The 18,100-nt window shown below is 41.9% G+C and carries 13 protein-coding genes; 7 read left to right on the forward strand and 6 right to left on the reverse strand.

The window, feature by feature from the left end; genetic code table 11:
• Positions 1-1,322: 1,322 nt before the first annotated feature.
• From C900_RS26350 to C900_RS26360, 3 genes are all read right to left on the reverse strand, one after another.
• The gene (locus C900_RS26350; protein WP_157494248.1) at positions 1,323-1,763 is read right to left on the reverse strand and encodes a response regulator; all 441 of its coding nucleotides are present in this window, start codon (positions 1,761-1,763) and stop codon (positions 1,323-1,325) included.
• An 84-nt stretch (positions 1,764-1,847) separates the two neighbouring features.
• Positions 1,848-2,501, reverse strand: a complete 654-nt coding sequence (locus C900_RS26355) for a response regulator transcription factor (protein ID WP_009583504.1) — start codon at positions 2,499-2,501, stop codon at positions 1,848-1,850.
• 182 nt (positions 2,502-2,683) lie between these two features.
• Positions 2,684-5,422: a PAS domain-containing protein gene (locus C900_RS26360; RefSeq protein WP_009583505.1), complete on the reverse strand. Its 2,739-nt coding sequence runs from the start codon at positions 5,420-5,422 to the stop codon at positions 2,684-2,686.
• A gap of 170 nt (positions 5,423-5,592) precedes the next feature.
• Here C900_RS26360 and C900_RS26365 point away from each other — a divergent pair, with 170 nt between their 5' ends.
• Positions 5,593-6,111 carry a YfiR family protein gene (locus tag C900_RS26365; protein ID WP_009583506.1) on the forward strand — a complete coding sequence of 173 codons (519 nt, stop codon included), beginning with the start codon at positions 5,593-5,595 and terminating at the stop codon, positions 6,109-6,111.
• Positions 6,112-6,628: 517 nt separating this feature from the next.
• On the opposite strand, the gene C900_RS26370 is transcribed toward C900_RS26365, so the two are convergent.
• The 3 genes from C900_RS26370 to C900_RS26380 all read right to left on the reverse strand — a co-directional run bounded on the left by C900_RS26370 (position 6,629) and on the right by C900_RS26380 (position 11,608).
• Positions 6,629-8,299, reverse strand: coding sequence for a dipeptidyl-peptidase 3 family protein (locus tag C900_RS26370; protein WP_157494251.1), 1,671 nt, complete (start codon positions 8,297-8,299; stop codon positions 6,629-6,631).
• 93 nt (positions 8,300-8,392) lie between these two features.
• Positions 8,393-9,229 (reverse strand): DUF4249 domain-containing protein, encoded by an 837-nt coding sequence (locus C900_RS26375; protein ID WP_040497620.1) that lies wholly within the window; start codon positions 9,227-9,229, stop codon positions 8,393-8,395.
• Positions 9,230-9,235: 6 nt separating this feature from the next.
• Complete coding sequence (locus C900_RS26380; RefSeq protein WP_245558494.1) at positions 9,236-11,608, reverse strand: TonB-dependent receptor; 2,373 nt, start codon at positions 11,606-11,608, stop codon at positions 9,236-9,238.
• 256 nt (positions 11,609-11,864) lie between these two features.
• On the opposite strand from C900_RS26380, the gene C900_RS26385 reads away from it, so the two are divergent.
• The 6 genes from C900_RS26385 (at position 11,865) to C900_RS26410 (ending at position 18,025) form a co-directional block, all read left to right on the forward strand.
• A complete protein-coding gene (locus C900_RS26385; RefSeq protein WP_009583510.1) occupies positions 11,865-12,818 on the forward strand; it encodes a YheT family hydrolase in 954 nt (317 codons plus the stop codon).
• 243 nt (positions 12,819-13,061) lie between these two features.
• A complete protein-coding gene (locus tag C900_RS26390; protein WP_009583511.1) occupies positions 13,062-13,757 on the forward strand; it encodes an SOS response-associated peptidase in 696 nt (231 codons plus the stop codon).
• 74 nt (positions 13,758-13,831) lie between these two features.
• Positions 13,832-15,049, forward strand: coding sequence for a tetratricopeptide repeat protein (locus tag C900_RS26395; RefSeq protein ID WP_040497621.1), 1,218 nt, complete (start codon positions 13,832-13,834; stop codon positions 15,047-15,049).
• Between the two features lie 68 nt (positions 15,050-15,117).
• Positions 15,118-16,512 carry a vWA domain-containing protein gene (locus C900_RS26400; protein WP_040497622.1) on the forward strand — a complete coding sequence of 465 codons (1,395 nt, stop codon included), beginning with the start codon at positions 15,118-15,120 and terminating at the stop codon, positions 16,510-16,512.
• 182 nt (positions 16,513-16,694) lie between these two features.
• Positions 16,695-17,651 carry a transketolase family protein gene (locus C900_RS26405; protein ID WP_009583514.1) on the forward strand — a complete coding sequence of 319 codons (957 nt, stop codon included), beginning with the start codon at positions 16,695-16,697 and terminating at the stop codon, positions 17,649-17,651.
• A gap of 5 nt (positions 17,652-17,656) precedes the next feature.
• The gene (locus C900_RS26410; protein WP_009583515.1) at positions 17,657-18,025 is read left to right on the forward strand and encodes a methylglyoxal synthase; all 369 of its coding nucleotides are present in this window, start codon (positions 17,657-17,659) and stop codon (positions 18,023-18,025) included.
• Positions 18,026-18,100 lie beyond the last annotated feature (75 nt).

Genomic DNA, 18,100 nt, shown 5'->3' on the forward strand with positions numbered 1-18,100 from the left:
TTACTTACGGTAGGGTTCGACCAATGAGTTAGCGTCTCTAATAAAAAGCCAATAGTTGCATTATACTTGTCTCAAAATGCTCATCCCGACAGTTGTAACATTTGCACGGAACTTCACGCCTGTATGCCTGATCACTTCCAGGAGTTAAGCGGAAAAGTTGGGGTTTGGAGAGTCAAAAGATTGATCTGCTTTACACCTCACCCCTTAACAGCCTGAAATACAAGCACTACAAAATTGCCCTCTCCTTGAGGAGAGGGATGTACAGACAGCAGTAAAACCACAGCATTTTGATGGGTGAGGTTGCTGTGCCCAAGCAGCCACACGAAGGTGGGTTTGGCCTTGACGGTTTCTTAAAGCCGCTTAAAGTTTTCTTACAAGGCAAGTTAAGGGATAAAAAAAGCAGCCAGACCCCTCTGACTGCTTTTATGGCGTAAACCATTAATCAACCTAAACCTAAAAAATTTATTATGAAACCTTTTGGCCGTCTGCCAATAGGATGATACAAATATAGAGGTCTTTATCCCCTTAAAACATCAGGGTATCCCCGTATTTTTCAATTTAAGCGTTTCCCTTACCCTGTAATTTATGCGGTATTTTTTCCTGAATAATGGAGATTTTCTCAATTCAAGCGGAGAAACCGGTGAAGTATCAGTATAAACCTAAAAGTATCTTTTGTTGAACTTTGGTTCTGAAACAGCCTTTCTCATTTGTTGTCATCCTTAAAACAGCCTTTCTTTTTCGTCATTCCAGATTGCAGCACAACGGAGACAAGCAATCTCCTTTGATGTGTGACATCGCACGAGGTCTGACTGCCTCTGTTCAGGAGGATCCTGTATATTTTCTCTGTTGCACTGTGAAAACTTGTCATTGGTACCGGAGGAAGGAGCTTCCTAAGTTGTGAACAGTACCCTTAAACTTCGTAAGATTCTTCATTCCAGGATGACCAAAAAAAAGGGATGTTTTTCGTCCGTTTTCTGATATGCATACCTATAACCGATTCTTCTATATCGAACTCACGTCAAAATATTGAGAGATTACTTGCCGAGCACTCCATACCAGCAATAAATTTTAAAAAAACTCGTGTTGCCGTTAATATTTACAGTGCCTCCGCAGAAATATTGAGTGATCCGCAACCCACACTCCGGCATGACATAAAAAAAGCAGCCAGGACCCCTCCCGGCTGCTACCATGATTAATCGTAAACCATTAATCAACCTAAACCTAGTTTTAATAATCATTTGATGTCGTCAGCACCCGCCATCAAAATCGTATTATATTACAAACATACAAGCTCGAAATTTTTATATTATAGGCGTTATCACTTATTTTAATAAATACGTGTTTCCCTTATACGCCTCCAGTAGCTTTGAAACGTAGTTCTCACCATGCAGCAAATAACCAATGGCAACACCTAATTCTTCTTCGAAGGAATGCACCAGCAGATATCCATTTGCTCCTTTGGAAAGAATATCATTAATAAAGAGTTGCTCGGTATAATGATCCAAAACCAGAACAGGGCAATTCATTTCCTTTTTCATCTTCAGTATCACCTGCAAATAATTCATCCCCAGTGAATAGGTATCAACTATAATAAGTGCAGGTTTTTTTACTCTTTGGAGCTGAGGAGAGGCTTCATCCGGAGACATAAAAAAGAAGTCACAGATCTTCAGGATCTGCTTTGGAATACTTTCAAAAACCTCACTGGAATTACTAAAGAAGGCAACGCGTATCCCCTTTGACTCGTTTAAAAATTCGAATGGCACGAAACAAATCTACCAAAGTAGGGCTGCCTGATTATAAGGAATTATGCGTAATTTGACATATAAGGGAAACGCGTATTCATACCTTTAAATGTCTTCGAAAAGGTTATTTTTTATAGCGTAAAGCACCAACCCTGTTGAGTTTTTAGCTCCTGTTTTCTCCAAAAGGTTTCTTTTGTGAACCTCTACAGTGCGTACACTGATAAATAGTTTTTCAGCAATTTCCTGATTGGAATCTTCTTCCAATATCAATCTGTAAATCTCCTTCTCCCTTGGGGTTAAAGGGGTGGGAAGGCCATCGCTACCTGATTTTGGCTTTTTCTTCGCCAGGTTGTTCATCACAGTCTGCGCCACCTCTTTACTATAATAGATCTCATCACCCAGTATGGCCGCTATAGCTTCTTTCATCTCATTTTCATCGCAGCTTTTCAAAATATAACCACTAGCCCCCGCATCCATCATCGCTTTTATATGCTGATAATCGTTGTGCATTGTCAGCGCCAGCACCCTGATATCTTTCGATATCTTCATAATTCTGCGGGTGGTCTCTATTCCATCAAGACCATCCATATTAATATCTATTATTACCAGGTCTACCCGCTCGTTTTCCAATATTTTCAAAGCCTCCATACCACTTGAAACCTGATTTACAACCTCATAATCAGGATCATTTTCAAGGTATAATGCCACTCCATCCCGTACCACTTTATGATCGTCTACTATTAATATCTTTGATTTCATAGATCTTATTTTTGTATATATTTAGTATTGAGATAGCTCGAAGACCGAAGTCGGAAGTCCGAAGCGTACCACTGAAGACTCTCCTCTATTACTCACACTCCTTTTGCCTACTGCCGACTAATTATCCGGCCTGCCCCGATCGCTATATCCCTATCCGGACATACCTTAGCCTTATGATCATTTCATGCAATAGTCACCTTCTGCCGGTAAGGTATCTCTACAATTATTACCGTTCCTTTTCCTTTGCCACTTTCTATCTGCAGGGTACCTGAAAGCGAATTGACCCGATTAAGCATACTTTTCAATCCAAAGCTGTTGCCCTCATTTATCTTATTGCCTGCATCGAAGCCCACACCGTCATCTTCAATAGTAAGGATCACCTCTTCATCATACTTCATCAATTGTATGGAAGCGGTTTGTGCTTTCGAATATTTGATAATATTATTTACAGCTTCCTGGGTTATCCGGTATAAATGCAGCTCGGTATTTTTAGGCAATCTTTCTTCCTTCAGATTATCGTAAAAATCAAACTTCACCGATGAAACCGTTTCAATATCAGCCAGTAAACTTTGCACTGACAACACATATCCAAAATCATCGATGCTTTGAGGCATCAGGTTATGAGCAATTTCACGGCTATCTCTAATCGCCTCTTTCAGGTAGTTAAGCCCTGTGTTAAGTTTTTTGAGTATGCCATTATTAGGCTCTATATCTTTTTTCAGTGAATTGAAATTTAAAGACACAGTAGTCAGTTTTTGCCCAAGTGTGTCGTGCAGCTCCTTGGCTATTCTGGCCCTTTCATTATCCTCTGTTTCAATTATTGTACTGATGATCTTCTCCTGGGCTAGTCTTCTGTCTGTAATATCCATTACGAAGCCTTCAATAATATCTCCTGCAGGTGACATAGCTCTTCCCTGCTCCCATAACCATTTCCTTTCCCCGTTTACATTGACAGGATAAACTATCTGAAAAGGCTTATTGGCGGTAATAGCTTCGTTAATGATCTTTATATTTTCTGCGTTGTATTCGTCAGGGATCATATCACTGATCCTCAGATTACCACTTAAAAATTCATCCGGCGCTATACCGAAAAGCGCCTTACTTCCCTCGCTTACAAACAATGGGGTAAAATCCTTATCAGTCTTACTCCTGTATACCATTCCGGGAATATTGGCCATCAGGTTAGAAAGTGTTTGCTGGCTTTCTATCAATGCCTGCTCTGTCATCTTAAACTCATGAATATCCACATGGGTACCTATAGCCCGTACTGCTCTGCCATACTCATCACGGTCTACCACCCGGCCATGTACCAGCAGCCATTTCCATTCCCCGGATTTGGTCTTTAGCCGGTATTCATTTTCATAGTAGTCTGTTTCGCCTTTTAGGTGGCGGGAAACTCTATCATTTGTCTTTTGGCGGTCATCGGGATGGACCATCTCTATAAAATCTTCAACACGCGGTAAAATTTCGCTCACCTCATAACCCAACATGGTAAACTGATAGTCATTTAAATGCAAAGCGCCACTTTTTATATTCCAGTCCCACATGCCTTCACGCGCTCCTTCAATAGCCATCTGCAGACGTTTTTTACTCTCAGAAAGGGCTTCAAGCATTTTACGCTCCTCTGTGATATTTCTCGACACATAAAGTATGTGCGTACATTTTCTATTCTTATCAAGGATGGGTATCAGGTTTGATTCAGCAACTCCGCGATTTCCGTCCGGGGTCTTAAAACCTTCTTCATATTTGATAGAATGCTTAGCCTTGATGGCTTCTGCTATTTTTTGAAACCGGAAGTTGATTTCCGTGTCATCCAGCTTTAGTAGCTTGCGGTATAAATCTTTCAGGCCCATACCCAAAATCTTATATGCCGGATAATCACTATTTGATCTGTAAAGCTCCTGAAGATACCAGTCCGGTAATTTGGCCACTGAATATGACCCAATTTTCCTTACCTGAAATAAGGCGATCAGCTCCGAAGCATTATTATAAATAAGTGAGAGTGTTTGCTGCCTTGATTTAATGTTGGCATATGCCCGTTTCAGGTCCGCTGTCCTGGCCCTGACCATTCTGCGGAGCACATTCACATATAGCACCAGTTGGATCACAACAAAAAGAATAACCGCCAACAACGCATACCCCCAAACGGGAACTTCAAAAGGTTTGTTATTGGTAAAATAGTTCTCTATTGAGCTATAATAAATCGATGATTTGTCGGCCTTTAACGCTATCAGGTGATTTTCTACAATAGGCATGACTTTAGCTGCCAACGGTGTAGCATCACGATATAAAAATGTAAGCCTGAATGGAGAAAATACCACGGGGGTTTGAACAATATCATATTTGTAGTCATGCACATCGCCATAAATACGACTTACGATACCGGCATCTACTTTCTTTTTATCGATCAGTTCAAATATTTCTTTATAGTTTTTGGCCTTTACGATGGTACACCTCAGGTCTAGTTCCTTTATAGAGGCATAGAAGCCCTTATATGGCCCGGTAATAAAATAACTATCCTCCAATACTGCTACCTTTTTCCCTCCAAGATCAAGTAGAGAAGTGTAATCGGATTCTCTTTTGGCATACACACGAGCCCAGGTTGAAAGTATTCCCACTTTGGCTATCTTGAACTCCGAGCTTCTACCTTTATAATCCCCCGACTCTGCTAAAACATCTATTTCTCCTTGCTCCAACAATTGAAAGCACTTTTCCGGGGTTCCCGGCTTATAAATCAGCCGCCAGCCTTCCTTTTCGGCTACGTATTTGAGGATGTCAATAAAAATACCCCTGGCCTCACCTCGGGAGTCCATAAAAGCCAGTGGATAATTATCATATACCCCTACGCGTAAAGTCCGTTGGGCGCTTACAGAAGCCAGCGCCACAATTATTAAAAGGCATGTAAGAAGCAGTTTTCTCATATATGGCATAGGTTGCCGGCAATTGAATATTAAATCTAACAAATTCCCTCCAGAAATCATTTCGTATGGGTACGCAAATCACGTATTTTTCATATTACGTACACCCTCTTAAAGTTCACGATGCCACAACCACGACCTTTGCGGTGCATTTTACAAAAATGAAATAAATTATGAAAAAAGGTAAGACAGTAGTTGGAACCCTATTACTCATGTTGATGATGGTGGCCTTTAATACTCACGTGAAAGCACAGAACGCTGAGCATCAGGTTAAAACAGTTTTTATTTACAATTTCATCAGATACATTGAATGGCCAAAGCAAGGAGAAGAGTTTACGATCGGGATATACGGCAATGACCCTGAGGCGTTCAGCGCCTTTATGGACATGGCAGCCAAAAAAGCAGCAACCAAAAGAATCGTAGTCAAGTCATTTACCTCACTAAGCGAAGCTGCAAGCTGTGACATTCTTTTTATTCCTGCTCAGAATAGCGGTAATCTCAACGAAGTGAAGTCACTTGGACTAAAGAATATACTCGTTGTAACTGAAAAAGCCGGTTTGGCAAAAAAGGGGAGCGGGATCAATTTTATAAATGTGGACGGCAAGCTGCGATTTGAGATCAACAGAGATGAAATCGAGCGTTCGGGACTGAAAGTATCCAGCCAACTACTCGGACTGGCCATCGAGGTATAACATTAATAATCAGGCGATAACAGAGTGGCTGTGACAAAATAACCCAATAAAAGAGGCCGTCTCAAAAGTCAGCTCGTCATTCAAAACTTGATTTGAAATCCGAATCAAGTTACCAATGACAAGTTTTCATTACATACTGATAGTCAGATGATAACATCTTATTGTTCAGTTTGTAACTTTTGTCTCTATTTTGACTCTTCATAGCATATGTTTTACTTTTTTGTTCCCGAAAAGCTATAACGCTTTCGGGATAACAAAAAAAGTCAAGGCTGTGAGCAAATGGCTAAATTTCAATGCCTGCGATAACAAATCACAAACTCGCCCCGTTTGAGACAACGGGGCTCAAACAGTGTGATTTATAAAGTGTACATGTGGCATTGAAATTCTTAACACCATTTCCTCAAGGCCGTTCAGGTAACTGTCATTTCATTATCCACAAAATCAACTGAAAGTTGTTGGTTGCCTCAGGATGACGCCAGAAGAGGACTTTTGAGACGGCCTCTTTTATTAAATTTTATTATTGTTGAAGCCCCAGGACGCCCACTCCCTGCTCAAATACAATATCTACAGGTATACCTTTGTCAGCCAGGCGATCCAGGTCATTTTGGAGCTCCGGTTGGATCATAGCTTTTTCAGCGACTAATGTGGATACCCCTTCATAATCACCCTCACCTTGTAGTATCAGAATTTTCTCAGACAAGGCATTCATCGCTGCCTGCATTTTTTCAAAGTCGATAGTATAGGTGCCAGTTTCAGCATCTCTGGCAAACGCACCTTGCTCTTTAAAGAAGTTGAACCTGATCATATTGGCTTTTCCATGTGCACTGGAAGCTCCGAACCTCACCGACCTGAAGATGCTGGCCATAAAAGTGGTGTAGTAATCCATCAACTCTCCCTGTATCTCACCCTGTTCATGGAGCCTGGTGATCATGTATAACCCAAGCACATCTGCCTTGCCTTCTTCAAGTGCCGAGGCATTATCTTTTAAGGCCTCTCTCACCGTACCTTTTTTATTTATAGTGTTTTTGATACCCAGACCATGTGCAACCTCATGAAACATAGTATTGGCAAAAAAAGCATCGAAGGTAATGTGCCTGCGCTGCTCTTCGGCAATTAACTCCCCGGCTATGGGCACCAATATTTTATCAAACTTGGCCCTCATTGCATTTTTCAACTGCGATCTTCTCGTTCCTTTTTTAAGCTGAACTTCTTCATCATTTGGCAGGTTGACTGCAATGGTCTTGCTACCGGAATTACAATCACCGGCATAGTATATCACATCAAATGCAGCCAGTTGTGAATCTGTACCGGGTTCTTCGCGTTTATAGACTTCCGGCACAGGCAGCCCTCTTTGCAGTCCGGGTAGTAGTGTAGCATATTTCTCAAGTCTTTCACTCCATTTCATGTCCTTTACCAGCACATATGTTTCATGCGCAGCCTTATACCCATATAACTGATCTTCATAGGTTTCAATAGGGCCAGTAATGATGTCCAGTTGATTGGTTTTCATATCCATCCATGCCATATCGCTTTCATAGTATTCATCTGTAAGCAACGCCTCTGCTCGCAATTCGAGGTACTTCTTTAGTTCGGCATTCTCAGCTAATCGCGCAGCTTCCCTCAACAGTTCCGCGGCCCTGGAGACCTGATCTTTAAACATCTCATGATAAGGAATAGCTATAAGACTGCCGGTATCATCTCTTCTTATGAAAGTATACAGTGAAGTTTTACCCTCCACTTCGGCAGATTCAAATTCTTCCCTGGTCATATCTTCTGGGTAAAAATTAGCGCCCGCAGGCTTATCCCCTACTCCCTCAATAAAAGGCTTATTATTGGCTAGCCTGTCCCATGGACCATAATTGATCATGACAAACCTTTTAGCGCCATCATTTGTCAGGGCGCCAAGTAATGAATCTCTTTTGCCATAGGCTTCATACCAAAAGAGCTCGTCCATTATCTTTCCTACCTCTATAAGCAAAGGAATCATTTGCTTCTGCCTGTCAGACAGCGAAGTGAGATCCGCAGTAAGTTTTACGGTAGTGTATTTATTGTGCAATGCATTATAAACGGAATTATCCTGGGGAGCGGGCGTTGTACCGGCTTCACGTGCTTGTTTGGTTTGCTCACAGGCAGCAAAAATGCCTGCGATAAAAACCATCAAGCAAAGTTTCAATAAAAATTTAAACATAATAACGGGTTTTGGTTTAACCCGAAATTAACAAAAACAGGTGAAGCTATGATAACTTCACCTGTATTTTCCTGATAATAGGCCTCTGTAGTATTATTCTATCACTATCGACTTGCTTACCATTGCACTTACCTGAAAGAATCCTAAAGCATCATTTGAAAGATTTGTTCTGGGGTTGGCTGGCGGGGGACTGAACATACCTCCGTCATTGTTTAGAATATTAAACAAATCATTGTAGTAAACGTATCCCTGACGGGTTATGCTATACATTTCTACGCGAGCGACATCACCATTCTTGTAAAATCCTGCAATAGGTATACCATCTATATTCTCTCCAAGTACTTCATCATTAGCAAAATATATATCATTTTCCTGATCTAAAATAATGGAATCATTTCTGTAGAACTTAAAGAGATAGTAATCTTTGCGGTCTTTGGGCTCTTTAGCATAAAAAAGCACCTCATGATAATAGCCTACATCTTCAGGGTCTTCAAATTCATCCTCATCAATACGTACTGACAGGGAGTCAATGGCTGTAACAGGCTGTAGCACGTCACTGCCGGTATAGGTTTCTCCTCCAACAATTACTGTCAGCGTATAGGTGTTACCTACTTCCCCGGCAAATGGCGTTTCAGCATAGTAGTAACCATCCGATTCCGGCATATCTCCAGGATTATGCACATAATTAAATACATTTCCTTCATTATCACTCACTGTCACTACAGCATCGGCCACTCCACGTGCCCGGCCAAAATCATAAAAGCCAACAGACCGCGTGACTCTCACATAATGACTTTTCGTTTCATCTGTCACCAATCCCTCAATGACTATCTGCGGATCTATCTGTTTTGTATCCAGCGTTACTGTTTCCTCACAGGCGAGTAGGCCAAGCACAACAAGACCTGTTAATATGTATATTATTCCTTTCATTTTAAATTAAAATTGAATGTTGTAAGTAACTGATGGCAGGAGAGGGAACAGTGAAATTAACCGGGCTTCTTTCTCTTTCCCATCCCCGATTACATTTCCATCTTCGTCCTGCTTCAGCCTGGTATATATCGTAAATGCATTTTTTCTGCTGTAGACATTATAAAGAGAGAATACCCAGTTGGTTTTCCATTTCCTTTCTTTATTTTTCCTTGGCGTAAGGGTAGCCGAAAGATCCATACGGTGGAAGTCTGGCAGCAAATAGCCGTTTCTCTCACTAATAAGATCTACCTGATATACATCATTATATTCGTAGCGACCAGCAGGTACAGTAATTGGACGGCCGGTGCTATAGGTAAAATTGGCGCCAAAAGACCATTTTTCATTCATATCGTAGGTGGCAGCCAGATTAAGTACATGCCTCCTGTCATAATTTGCCAGGAAAGGTTTATCAAGATTTACTCCAGGTACCTTTCTTTGAGTTTTCGACCATGTATAGCTGGCGAAACCGGTAAGCCTCCCTTCTTTCTTCTGTAGCATTAGCTCCAGCCCGTAAGACCACGAATCTCCCTGACGATACTCAGTGGCCAGGTCTTCATTGAAGAAAATTTCCGCATTATCCGCAAAATCAGTCACATTGTCGATGTCTTTATAATATGACTCCACTGAAAACTCAAAGGTATTGTCTTTGAAATTTCTAAAATACCCTACCGCCACCTGGTCCGCTAACTGAGGTTTCAAATAGTAATTACTGGGGCTCCAGGTGTTAAATGGAATAGGTACAGTACCGCTTGAGATCAAGTGTGTATTCTGCACCATGCGATTGTACGACAGTTTTATTGAACTTACAGGGTTAAGCATATAACGCGCAGCAAACCGTGGCTCAATGTTGATATATGTTTTAATCGTTTCAAAATTGTCGAAGTAAAGCGTATCTATTTTATTGATATTAATATTCTCCCTTGGATCTTCATATACATAAACTTCCGATTTTCCTATATTTTGAAATATAGAAAGTCGCGCCCCGTAAGACAAGGTGAGTTTATTACTTAGTTGTTGCTCATTATTAACATATAGAGCGTGATCCAATGCGTAGTCATTCTGTATCTTCAATGGCTCAAATATCGAAGCTTCTGTTGTAGGAGATATTTCTCCCGGTGAAAACCGTCTGTAGGTGAGATGATATCCAAAATCAAGCTCATTTTTTGGAGTAATAAAATAATTCAGATCCTCTTTGATGGATAGTTCCTGAAGATTTGATGTCCATTTAAAACCCTGAACAGGATCGTCAAATTCAAGAGCGTAGTCAAAATTACTGGCTATAATGGATGTATTGGAAAATAAACGATCATTAAACAGGTGGTTCCATCTAAAGGTAGCCGTGGCATTGCCCCAATCAAAGCCAAAAGCATCATCAAAGCTAAACACATCACGCCCCAGGTAAAGGGCAACAAAAAAACGATTATTATTATTGTGTTTCCAGTTGGCCTTTGCATTGACGTCATAAAAATGCACAAGGTTTTCCTTTCCGGCAGCTTTCAGGAACAGGTCGACATAGGATCTCCTTCCGGAAATGATGAAAGAGCTTTTTTCTTTTTTGATTGGGCCTTCGAGCATAAATCGACTGGCTAATAGACCAATACCGGCTGATCCTCCCAGTCTTTTATTGTTTCCATCCTTGGTCCGTACATCAAGTATTGAAGACAGGCGCCCTCCGAAGCGTGCAGGTATGCCACCCTTGTACAACTCTGAGTCTTTAATAACATCGGCATTGAATACAGAAAACAGACCGAATAAATGCGATGGGTCATATACGGGCGCCTCATCAATAAGGATGAGGTTCTGATCAGCGCTACCACCCCTCACGAAAAAACTGGAGGTACCCTCCCCTGCCGTGATCACTCCGGGCATCATCTGGATAGTCTTTATGATATCGGGTTCTCCAAACAGGGCCGGAAGCTTTTTTACCTGTTGAATACTAATTTCATTCCTACTCATTTTAACATCTGTAACATTGGCATCGATGGGCTTGTCAGTTATAACCACCTCATCAATGGTTGTAACTTCTACGGGCAATTCAACATTCATCGATACATTGCCTGAGAGACTTACGGTTTTTTCAATGCTTTGATAACCAATAGAGCTATAAATGATGTTATAATCCCCGGCAGGAAGCGACAACGCGTAGAATCCATATACATTGGTAGCAGTACCTGTCTTTAGCTCTTTTATATATACGGTGACGCCAATCAGCTCCTCTCCGTTTTCGGCATCTTTCACATAGCCGTTAAGGGTGTATTTCCCCTGAGCCATAGAGACGTGGCCAAATAGCAATATCAGCACGCCCGACAACAATAATTTTTTTGATTTCTTGACTGACAATTTTTTTAAGGTTTTGAAGTTGTTAAATGTTACCTGTCTACAGACGTCTTGTTTTTTAAATAGTTTCCAGTATTGGCAAAAAAAATGATAAATGGATGATTTTAAAGGTAAGCGTAACCACTCCCTCTTCCAACCAAAATCGTCCTTTATAAAAAGAATTTTTATGATCGCAACAAAAATGAAAGATCACCAGGCCCTCTGATTCCCCGGTGAAAATAATAATTTTTTTATTTTTGAGAACACTGATCCGGATTATATGAATTACGAACCACCACTGGCCTACTTCTCATCACATATTGAAACTATTTTTCCGGCCCTGTTCCGCAAGGTTAAAGATATTAAATACCAACGCGAAAGAATCGATACCCCGGACGATGATTTTCTGGACCTGGACTGGCTGCGAAAAGATTCGAAAAAGCTGGTGATCATCTCACACGGACTGGAGGGCAACTCAACCAGGCCATACATCAAAGGAATGGCCAGGGCATTTTTCAGATATGGATATGATGTGCTGGCGTGGAACTTCAGAGGCTGTAGCGATGAGATCAATAAACAGTTAAGGTTTTATCACAGTGGCGCCACTGATGACCTGAACCTGGTGGTAGACCATGCTTCGCAAAAGGGTTATAAAGATATTTGTCTGATTGGTTTTAGCCTGGGCGGCAATCTCACACTAAAATATGTCGGTGAGCAAGGTCCTGAGATCAAAAATACTATCAGCAAAGCGGTTGCTTTTTCCGTACCACTCGATCTGTACTCTAGTTGTATTAAAATTTCCGAAAGCTCAAATTTTATATATTCCAGGAGGTTCCTCAATAATTTAAAGGCTAAAGTACTTTTAAAAGCACAGACCATGCCGGGCAAGCTGGGTACGGGGGCGTTGAGTAAGATCAAAACCATCCAAGACTTTGATGATCATTATACCGCACCTTTGCACGGTTTTAAAAATGCGCTCGACTACTACAATGCCTGCAGCTCGATCAATTTTCTCAAAAATATAAGTATACCTACCCTAATCGTAAACGCCAAAAATGATCCCTTCCTTTCTCAACAATGCTATCCCCATGAAATGCTGAAAGGCCATCCGTGTATTACCTTTGAAGCTCCTGAGAGGGGAGGGCATGTGGGGTTTACCGAGTTCAATAAGGAGGGGCTGTACTGGTCTGAAAAAAGAGCCTTAAGTTTCGCAGAAGGTAAGCTGCCTGGCTAAAAAATCGAATTAATGTCTCTAAGAAAACACCATGTCTGCGTTACGCTTGTCCCAAAAATACTCTTTCCTACAACTGCAACAACTGTACGCGACTCCGCTTTTAGGGACTTTATGCCACTCTTTAGCGGGAATGTTCTCTTGAAGCCATCTTGAGTTTTCTTACAGCACTAATGAGTGGTTGCTTCCGTTTAATTTTACCTTTTATAAACTGACTCTAATTTATAATTTTAGTACATTCGTGTTATGGGAGACAGATATACGATTACCGTTGAGGCGGAGGCCCTGAAGGAAAGGTTTAATGCAGAGGTGCCAGGCAGGTACGAACCGCGGTATAATGCTGCTCCCACACAGGTACTACCGGTCATCACTCAGGGTAGTAAGGGGCTCTCTTTCTTCTATTGGGGGCAAATTCCGGGACGCTCGAAGAATAGAGCTATAAGCCCTAAGTTACTGTTCATCGAAAAGGAGACACTCACTGAAAAGCTATCATTTCGGGAAGCCCTATTAAAAAACCGTTGCCTTATACCTGCCGATGGTTACTACGACTGGAAAAAGATCAGCAAAAAAGGCAAGGTACCACATCGATTCATTTTTGGAAATAACGCTGTCATGTCCTTTGCAGGAATATGGGAAGAATTTGAAGATGATGAGGAAAATATTGTGCATACTTTCAGGATTATCACCACCCCTTCCAATCGCCTGATGGCATCCATCAACGACAGAATGCCCGCTGTCCTTACCAGGGAAGCCGAAAAAGCCTGGTTAGATATACATACTCCTGAAGAGGAATTGATCGAAAGTTTAAAGACCTACCCGCCCGATAAAATGGGGTTATACACGGTATCCCCAAGGATCAGCGACCTGAATAATGAAGGCCCTTCACTGGTAAGGCCTATGGCCCCGGCCGATCAATTCGGCAATTATTCCCTTTTTGATTAATATTTTTTTTATCAGTCTTGTTTAAAGGAAATAGTTGCAGATATCACCAACAACACGAGGCTTCACAATAAAGCATGAAGAAATTAGCTATTATTTACCTTATTCTATTATTTTCCCCGGCTTTATGGGCACAATCTAAAACTGAGATGCTGCTAAATGCAGAGGCAATACTCGCACATGGGGACACTACGGCAGCCATTGCACAATTTCGACAAACACTGACCCGATACCCTCAAAGCTTTGCCGCTACTATGCGTCTGGCAGAGGTTCACTACCACATAGAGGATTACAACACGGCTATTCAATACTGTAATATAGCGATTGACATTACTGAAAACTTCATCGGCAAAAGTATGGAGAAACTTCAAGCTGACAGTACTCCAACCCCCGAAGAAATAGCAGAAGAAAAACAAAAGATACAAAGGTATGAAACTGACAAGATCGGCATATATCACCTGAAAGGACGGGTCAGGCTGAAGCAATTAAGACGGGATGATGCCATTGAAGAGTTTAAAAATGCCCTGGAGATAAAGCAGAATAGCGAGGTACTGACCGATCTTGCCCTCACCTATCTTGAGATTGGTCTTCTCCAGGATGCACTAGTCTTGCTACATCAGGCGAAATTCATTGATTCCGTAAGCTACAAACCTTATTTTAACCTTGGTAACGTCCACTACAAGATCCAGAATACTGATAGTGCACTTTACTACTATACCATTACTCAGAAGAAAGCTCCCAATTTAAAATGGCCATACCTATATTCGGGAATGATCCTTACCGAAAAGAAACAATACTATGAAGCACTGGATCAATACTCGGCTTTTATCGACATTGACTCCACCAACGAAGAGCTTTACTTTCGAAGAGCCGTACTAAACAGCGAAATAAACCGATGGGATGCTGCACTTGAAGACTGGGATCATGTATTGGCATTAAATCCCGAAAATGCAGAAGCCTGGCGCAACAAGGGTCTTAGTTTTTTTAGGATCGAGGCCTACGACTCTGCCATTACTGCTTTTAACAAAGCCTTAGACATCGCACCAAATGAACCCTTCACTTATATTAACCGTGGCTACAGTTATTACCTATCCAATGAACCTGAAAAAGCATTGCAAGACCTGAACTATGGCCTGAAACATTTACCTAAATATTATTTGGGCTACTACTTCAGAGCTTTGACCTACATGCAATTACGAAAAAAAAATAAGGCTTGTGATGACCTGTCGAAAGCGCTCGGTTTAGGCATGAAGGAAGAAGAGGTGGATGAAAAACTGATGAGAAGGTGTTTTTGATAATATAGGTCGTAGTGGAGGAATTGATTATATTCAATGACCGGCTATTAAACTAAACCCTGCCTTAAATGCGTTATATATTGGTGTATAAAATTATTATCCTCTTCACCCTCCTATGTGTCACTACAGCACAGGCACAACGCGTGCAGCAAACACTCCCCTCCAAAACCAGGATCCTGTTCCTGCTCGATGGGTCGGGAAGCATGCTGGCAGGCTGGGGAAACACTAACAGGATTACCGCTGCGAAAGAATTACTTACGGAACTGGTGGATTCATTAAAATCAAATGACCAACTGGAACTGGCGCTCAGAGCCTATGGCCATTTGTACCGAAGGCATAGCCAGAATTGTAGAGACACGCGACTTGAAGTAGGTTTCGGTAAAAATAACCATGACCAGATCATCAACAAGCTGAAGATGATAGATCCGAAAGGCACTACACCGATTGCTTACTCACTGGAACAAAGCGCCAATGATTTTCCCTCTGCCCCGGGATACAGAAACATTATTATTATCATTACCGATGGCATCGAATCCTGCGATGGTGATCCCTGCGCGGTGTCCCTGGCGTTGCAGAAAAAGGGTATTTTCCTCAAACCTTTTATTATCGGGATCGGCATGGGGAAGGAATATAAGGATCAGTTTAAATGTATTGGCGAATACTACGATGCCAAAGACATACAATCTTTCCAAAAAGCGCTGTCAAAAGCGGTAAGTACCACCCTGGATAAAACCACCGCAAGTGTAGAACTGCTGGATATCAACAACGCACCAAAAGAAACTAATGTGAACGTATCATTCGTCAATAACTTCACTAAAGAACCGGCTTTTGACTTCGTCCATTATCGTGACACCCAGGGAAGGCCTGATTCTGTTGTTTTGGACCCGGTGCTTACCTATGACGTAGTGGTAAATACTTTACCTCCTGTGATAAAAAGAAATGTCAATCTCACTCCGGGAAAACACAATGTAATCACAATTAAATCTCCGCAAGGGGGCCTCTCTATTAAGCAAAGAGGCGCCACAGCCTATGGTAGTGGCGTAAAAGCGCTCATCAGACAAAAAAATAGTGCTCATCTGGTCCATGCCCACGATATCAACACGAATCAGCAGTACCTGGTAGGAGAATATGATATCGAAGTACTAACGATTCCCAGGCGGCATTTCAAAAACATATCAGTAGAGCAGGATAAAACCACCTCCATCAGTCTGCCGGACCCGGGAATTTTGAACATCAACAACAGTGCAGCAGGCTATGGTAGTATCTATGAGATCAAACCCTCCGGAGAGCAGGAATGGGTCTATAACCTCCCTCATGACCAGTCGAGAGTAACACTGGCCATCCAACCGGGAAACTACAAAATAGTATTCCGTGTAGATAGGGCTCCGGGAAGTAAATATACCGCCATTAAAACAGTAACCATAGAGGAAGGCAGATCTGTGGTTGTGAAGCTTTTCGACTAAGCAGTTTACTGTTCTCAGTTTACTGTTCTCAGTTTACTGTTCTCAGTTTCAGTGTTCTCAGTTTCAGTGTTCAGTGAACTGAAACAAGAAACAAGAAACCAGCCACCAGACAGTAGATTTTAAAACTAAAACTCCTAAATTTGGGGCTTTAAAAATTAACACTATTTAAATCATACCCAGCAGTGGCTAAATACACATTTTCAGAGAAAAAAGATACCCGTTCAGGTTTTGGTGACGGCCTGTTAGAGTTAGGCAGAAAAAATGATCAGGTAGTAGGACTTTGTGCCGACCTTACCGGTTCGCTTAAGATGGATGCTTTTCAAAAAGAGTTTCCCGAGAGGTTCTTTCAGGTGGGTATTGCTGAAGCCAATATGATTGGCCTGGCTGCAGGTATGACCATTGGCGGCAAAATACCATTCACGGGAACTTTCGCCAATTTCTCCACCGGAAGGGTTTACGATCAGATCAGGCAATCTGTGGCATATTCCGGAAAAAATGTCAAGATATGTGCTTCTCATGCAGGCCTTACTTTGGGAGAAGATGGCGCAACACATCAGATACTGGAAGACCTCGGCATGATGAAAATGCTGCCACACATGGCTGTGATCAACCCTTGCGACTATAACCAGACCAAAGCGGCAACCATAGCTATCGCTGACCATGACGGGCCGGTATACCTGCGGTTCGGCAGACCAAAATGGCCTGTTTTTACTCCTGCTGATCAAAAATTCGAAATCGGCAAAGCCATAAAAATGATAGAAGGTACCGATGTTACCATCTTTGCTACCGGACATATGGTATGGCAGGCCATACTGGCTGAGGAAATATTGGCTGAAAAAGGAGTCAATGCAGAGGTGATCAATATCCATACTATAAAACCTTTGGATGAGGAAGCTATCGTGGAGTCAGTAAAGAAAACCGGATGTGCTGTAAGTGCGGAAGAGCACCAGATCAATGGTGGCCTGGGTGATAGCATTAGCCAAACCTTGATCCGAAATAATCCTGCTCCTTTGGAATTTGTAGCGGTTCAGGACAGTTTTGGAGAAAGCGGCACCCCAGAGGAGCTACTGGAGAAATATGGTTTAGGTCCTCAAAACATTGTAGACGCTGCATTAAAAGCTATATCACGGAAAAAATAAGCAATATGCGCATTGCCATTATCGCACATGACGGAAAAAAACCTGAGATGGTAGCTTTCCTGCTTAAGAATAAGGATAAGCTAAAAGATGTAGAGCTATTCGCAACAGGTACAACAGGTGGTCATGTAGCTAATGCAGGCCTGAAGGTGACAAAGCTACTCTCAGGCCCCATAGGCGGTGATGCGCAGATTGCCGCTATGGCAGCCACAAATGAGCTGGATATGGTAATATTCTTCCGTGACCCTTTAGGAAAGCACCCCCACGAACCGGATGTGCAGATGCTAATGAGAATATGTGACGTACACAATATTCCTATGGCCACCAACCCGGCCACTGCTGAGCTGATGATCAATGGCTCGTCTCCTATTGGATAGGGCTTCTGGTCGCTCGTCCCATGTTACTGGTCACTACACACACATTTCACACGGAACTGAAAACTGTGAACTGAA

It is taken from the genome of Fulvivirga imtechensis AK7 (genome assembly GCF_000331535.1).
GTDB classification, from domain to species: Bacteria; Bacteroidota; Bacteroidia; order Cytophagales; family Cyclobacteriaceae; genus Fulvivirga; species Fulvivirga imtechensis.

Excerpts from the sequence above, each read along its gene's own strand:
- C900_RS26370 (WP_157494251.1), bottom strand. The coding sequence starts at position 8,299 with ATGTTTAAATTTTTATTGAAACTTTGCTTGATGGTTTTTATCGCAGGC.
- C900_RS26365 (WP_009583506.1), top strand. The coding sequence starts at position 5,593 with ATGAAAAAAGGTAAGACAGTAGTTGGAACCCTATTACTCATGTTGATG.
- C900_RS26400 (WP_040497622.1), top strand. The coding sequence starts at position 15,118 with ATGCGTTATATATTGGTGTATAAAATTATTATCCTCTTCACCCTCCTA.
- C900_RS26375 (WP_040497620.1), bottom strand. The coding sequence starts at position 9,229 with ATGAAAGGAATAATATACATATTAACAGGTCTTGTTGTGCTTGGCCTA.
- C900_RS26410 (WP_009583515.1), top strand. The coding sequence starts at position 17,657 with ATGCGCATTGCCATTATCGCACATGACGGAAAAAAACCTGAGATGGTA.
- C900_RS26395 (WP_040497621.1), top strand. The coding sequence starts at position 13,832 with ATGAAGAAATTAGCTATTATTTACCTTATTCTATTATTTTCCCCGGCT.
- C900_RS26355 (WP_009583504.1), bottom strand. The coding sequence starts at position 2,501 with ATGAAATCAAAGATATTAATAGTAGACGATCATAAAGTGGTACGGGAT.
- C900_RS26360 (WP_009583505.1), bottom strand. The coding sequence starts at position 5,422 with ATGAGAAAACTGCTTCTTACATGCCTTTTAATAATTGTGGCGCTGGCT.
- C900_RS26390 (WP_009583511.1), top strand. The coding sequence starts at position 13,062 with ATGGGAGACAGATATACGATTACCGTTGAGGCGGAGGCCCTGAAGGAA.
- C900_RS26385 (WP_009583510.1), top strand. The coding sequence starts at position 11,865 with ATGAATTACGAACCACCACTGGCCTACTTCTCATCACATATTGAAACT.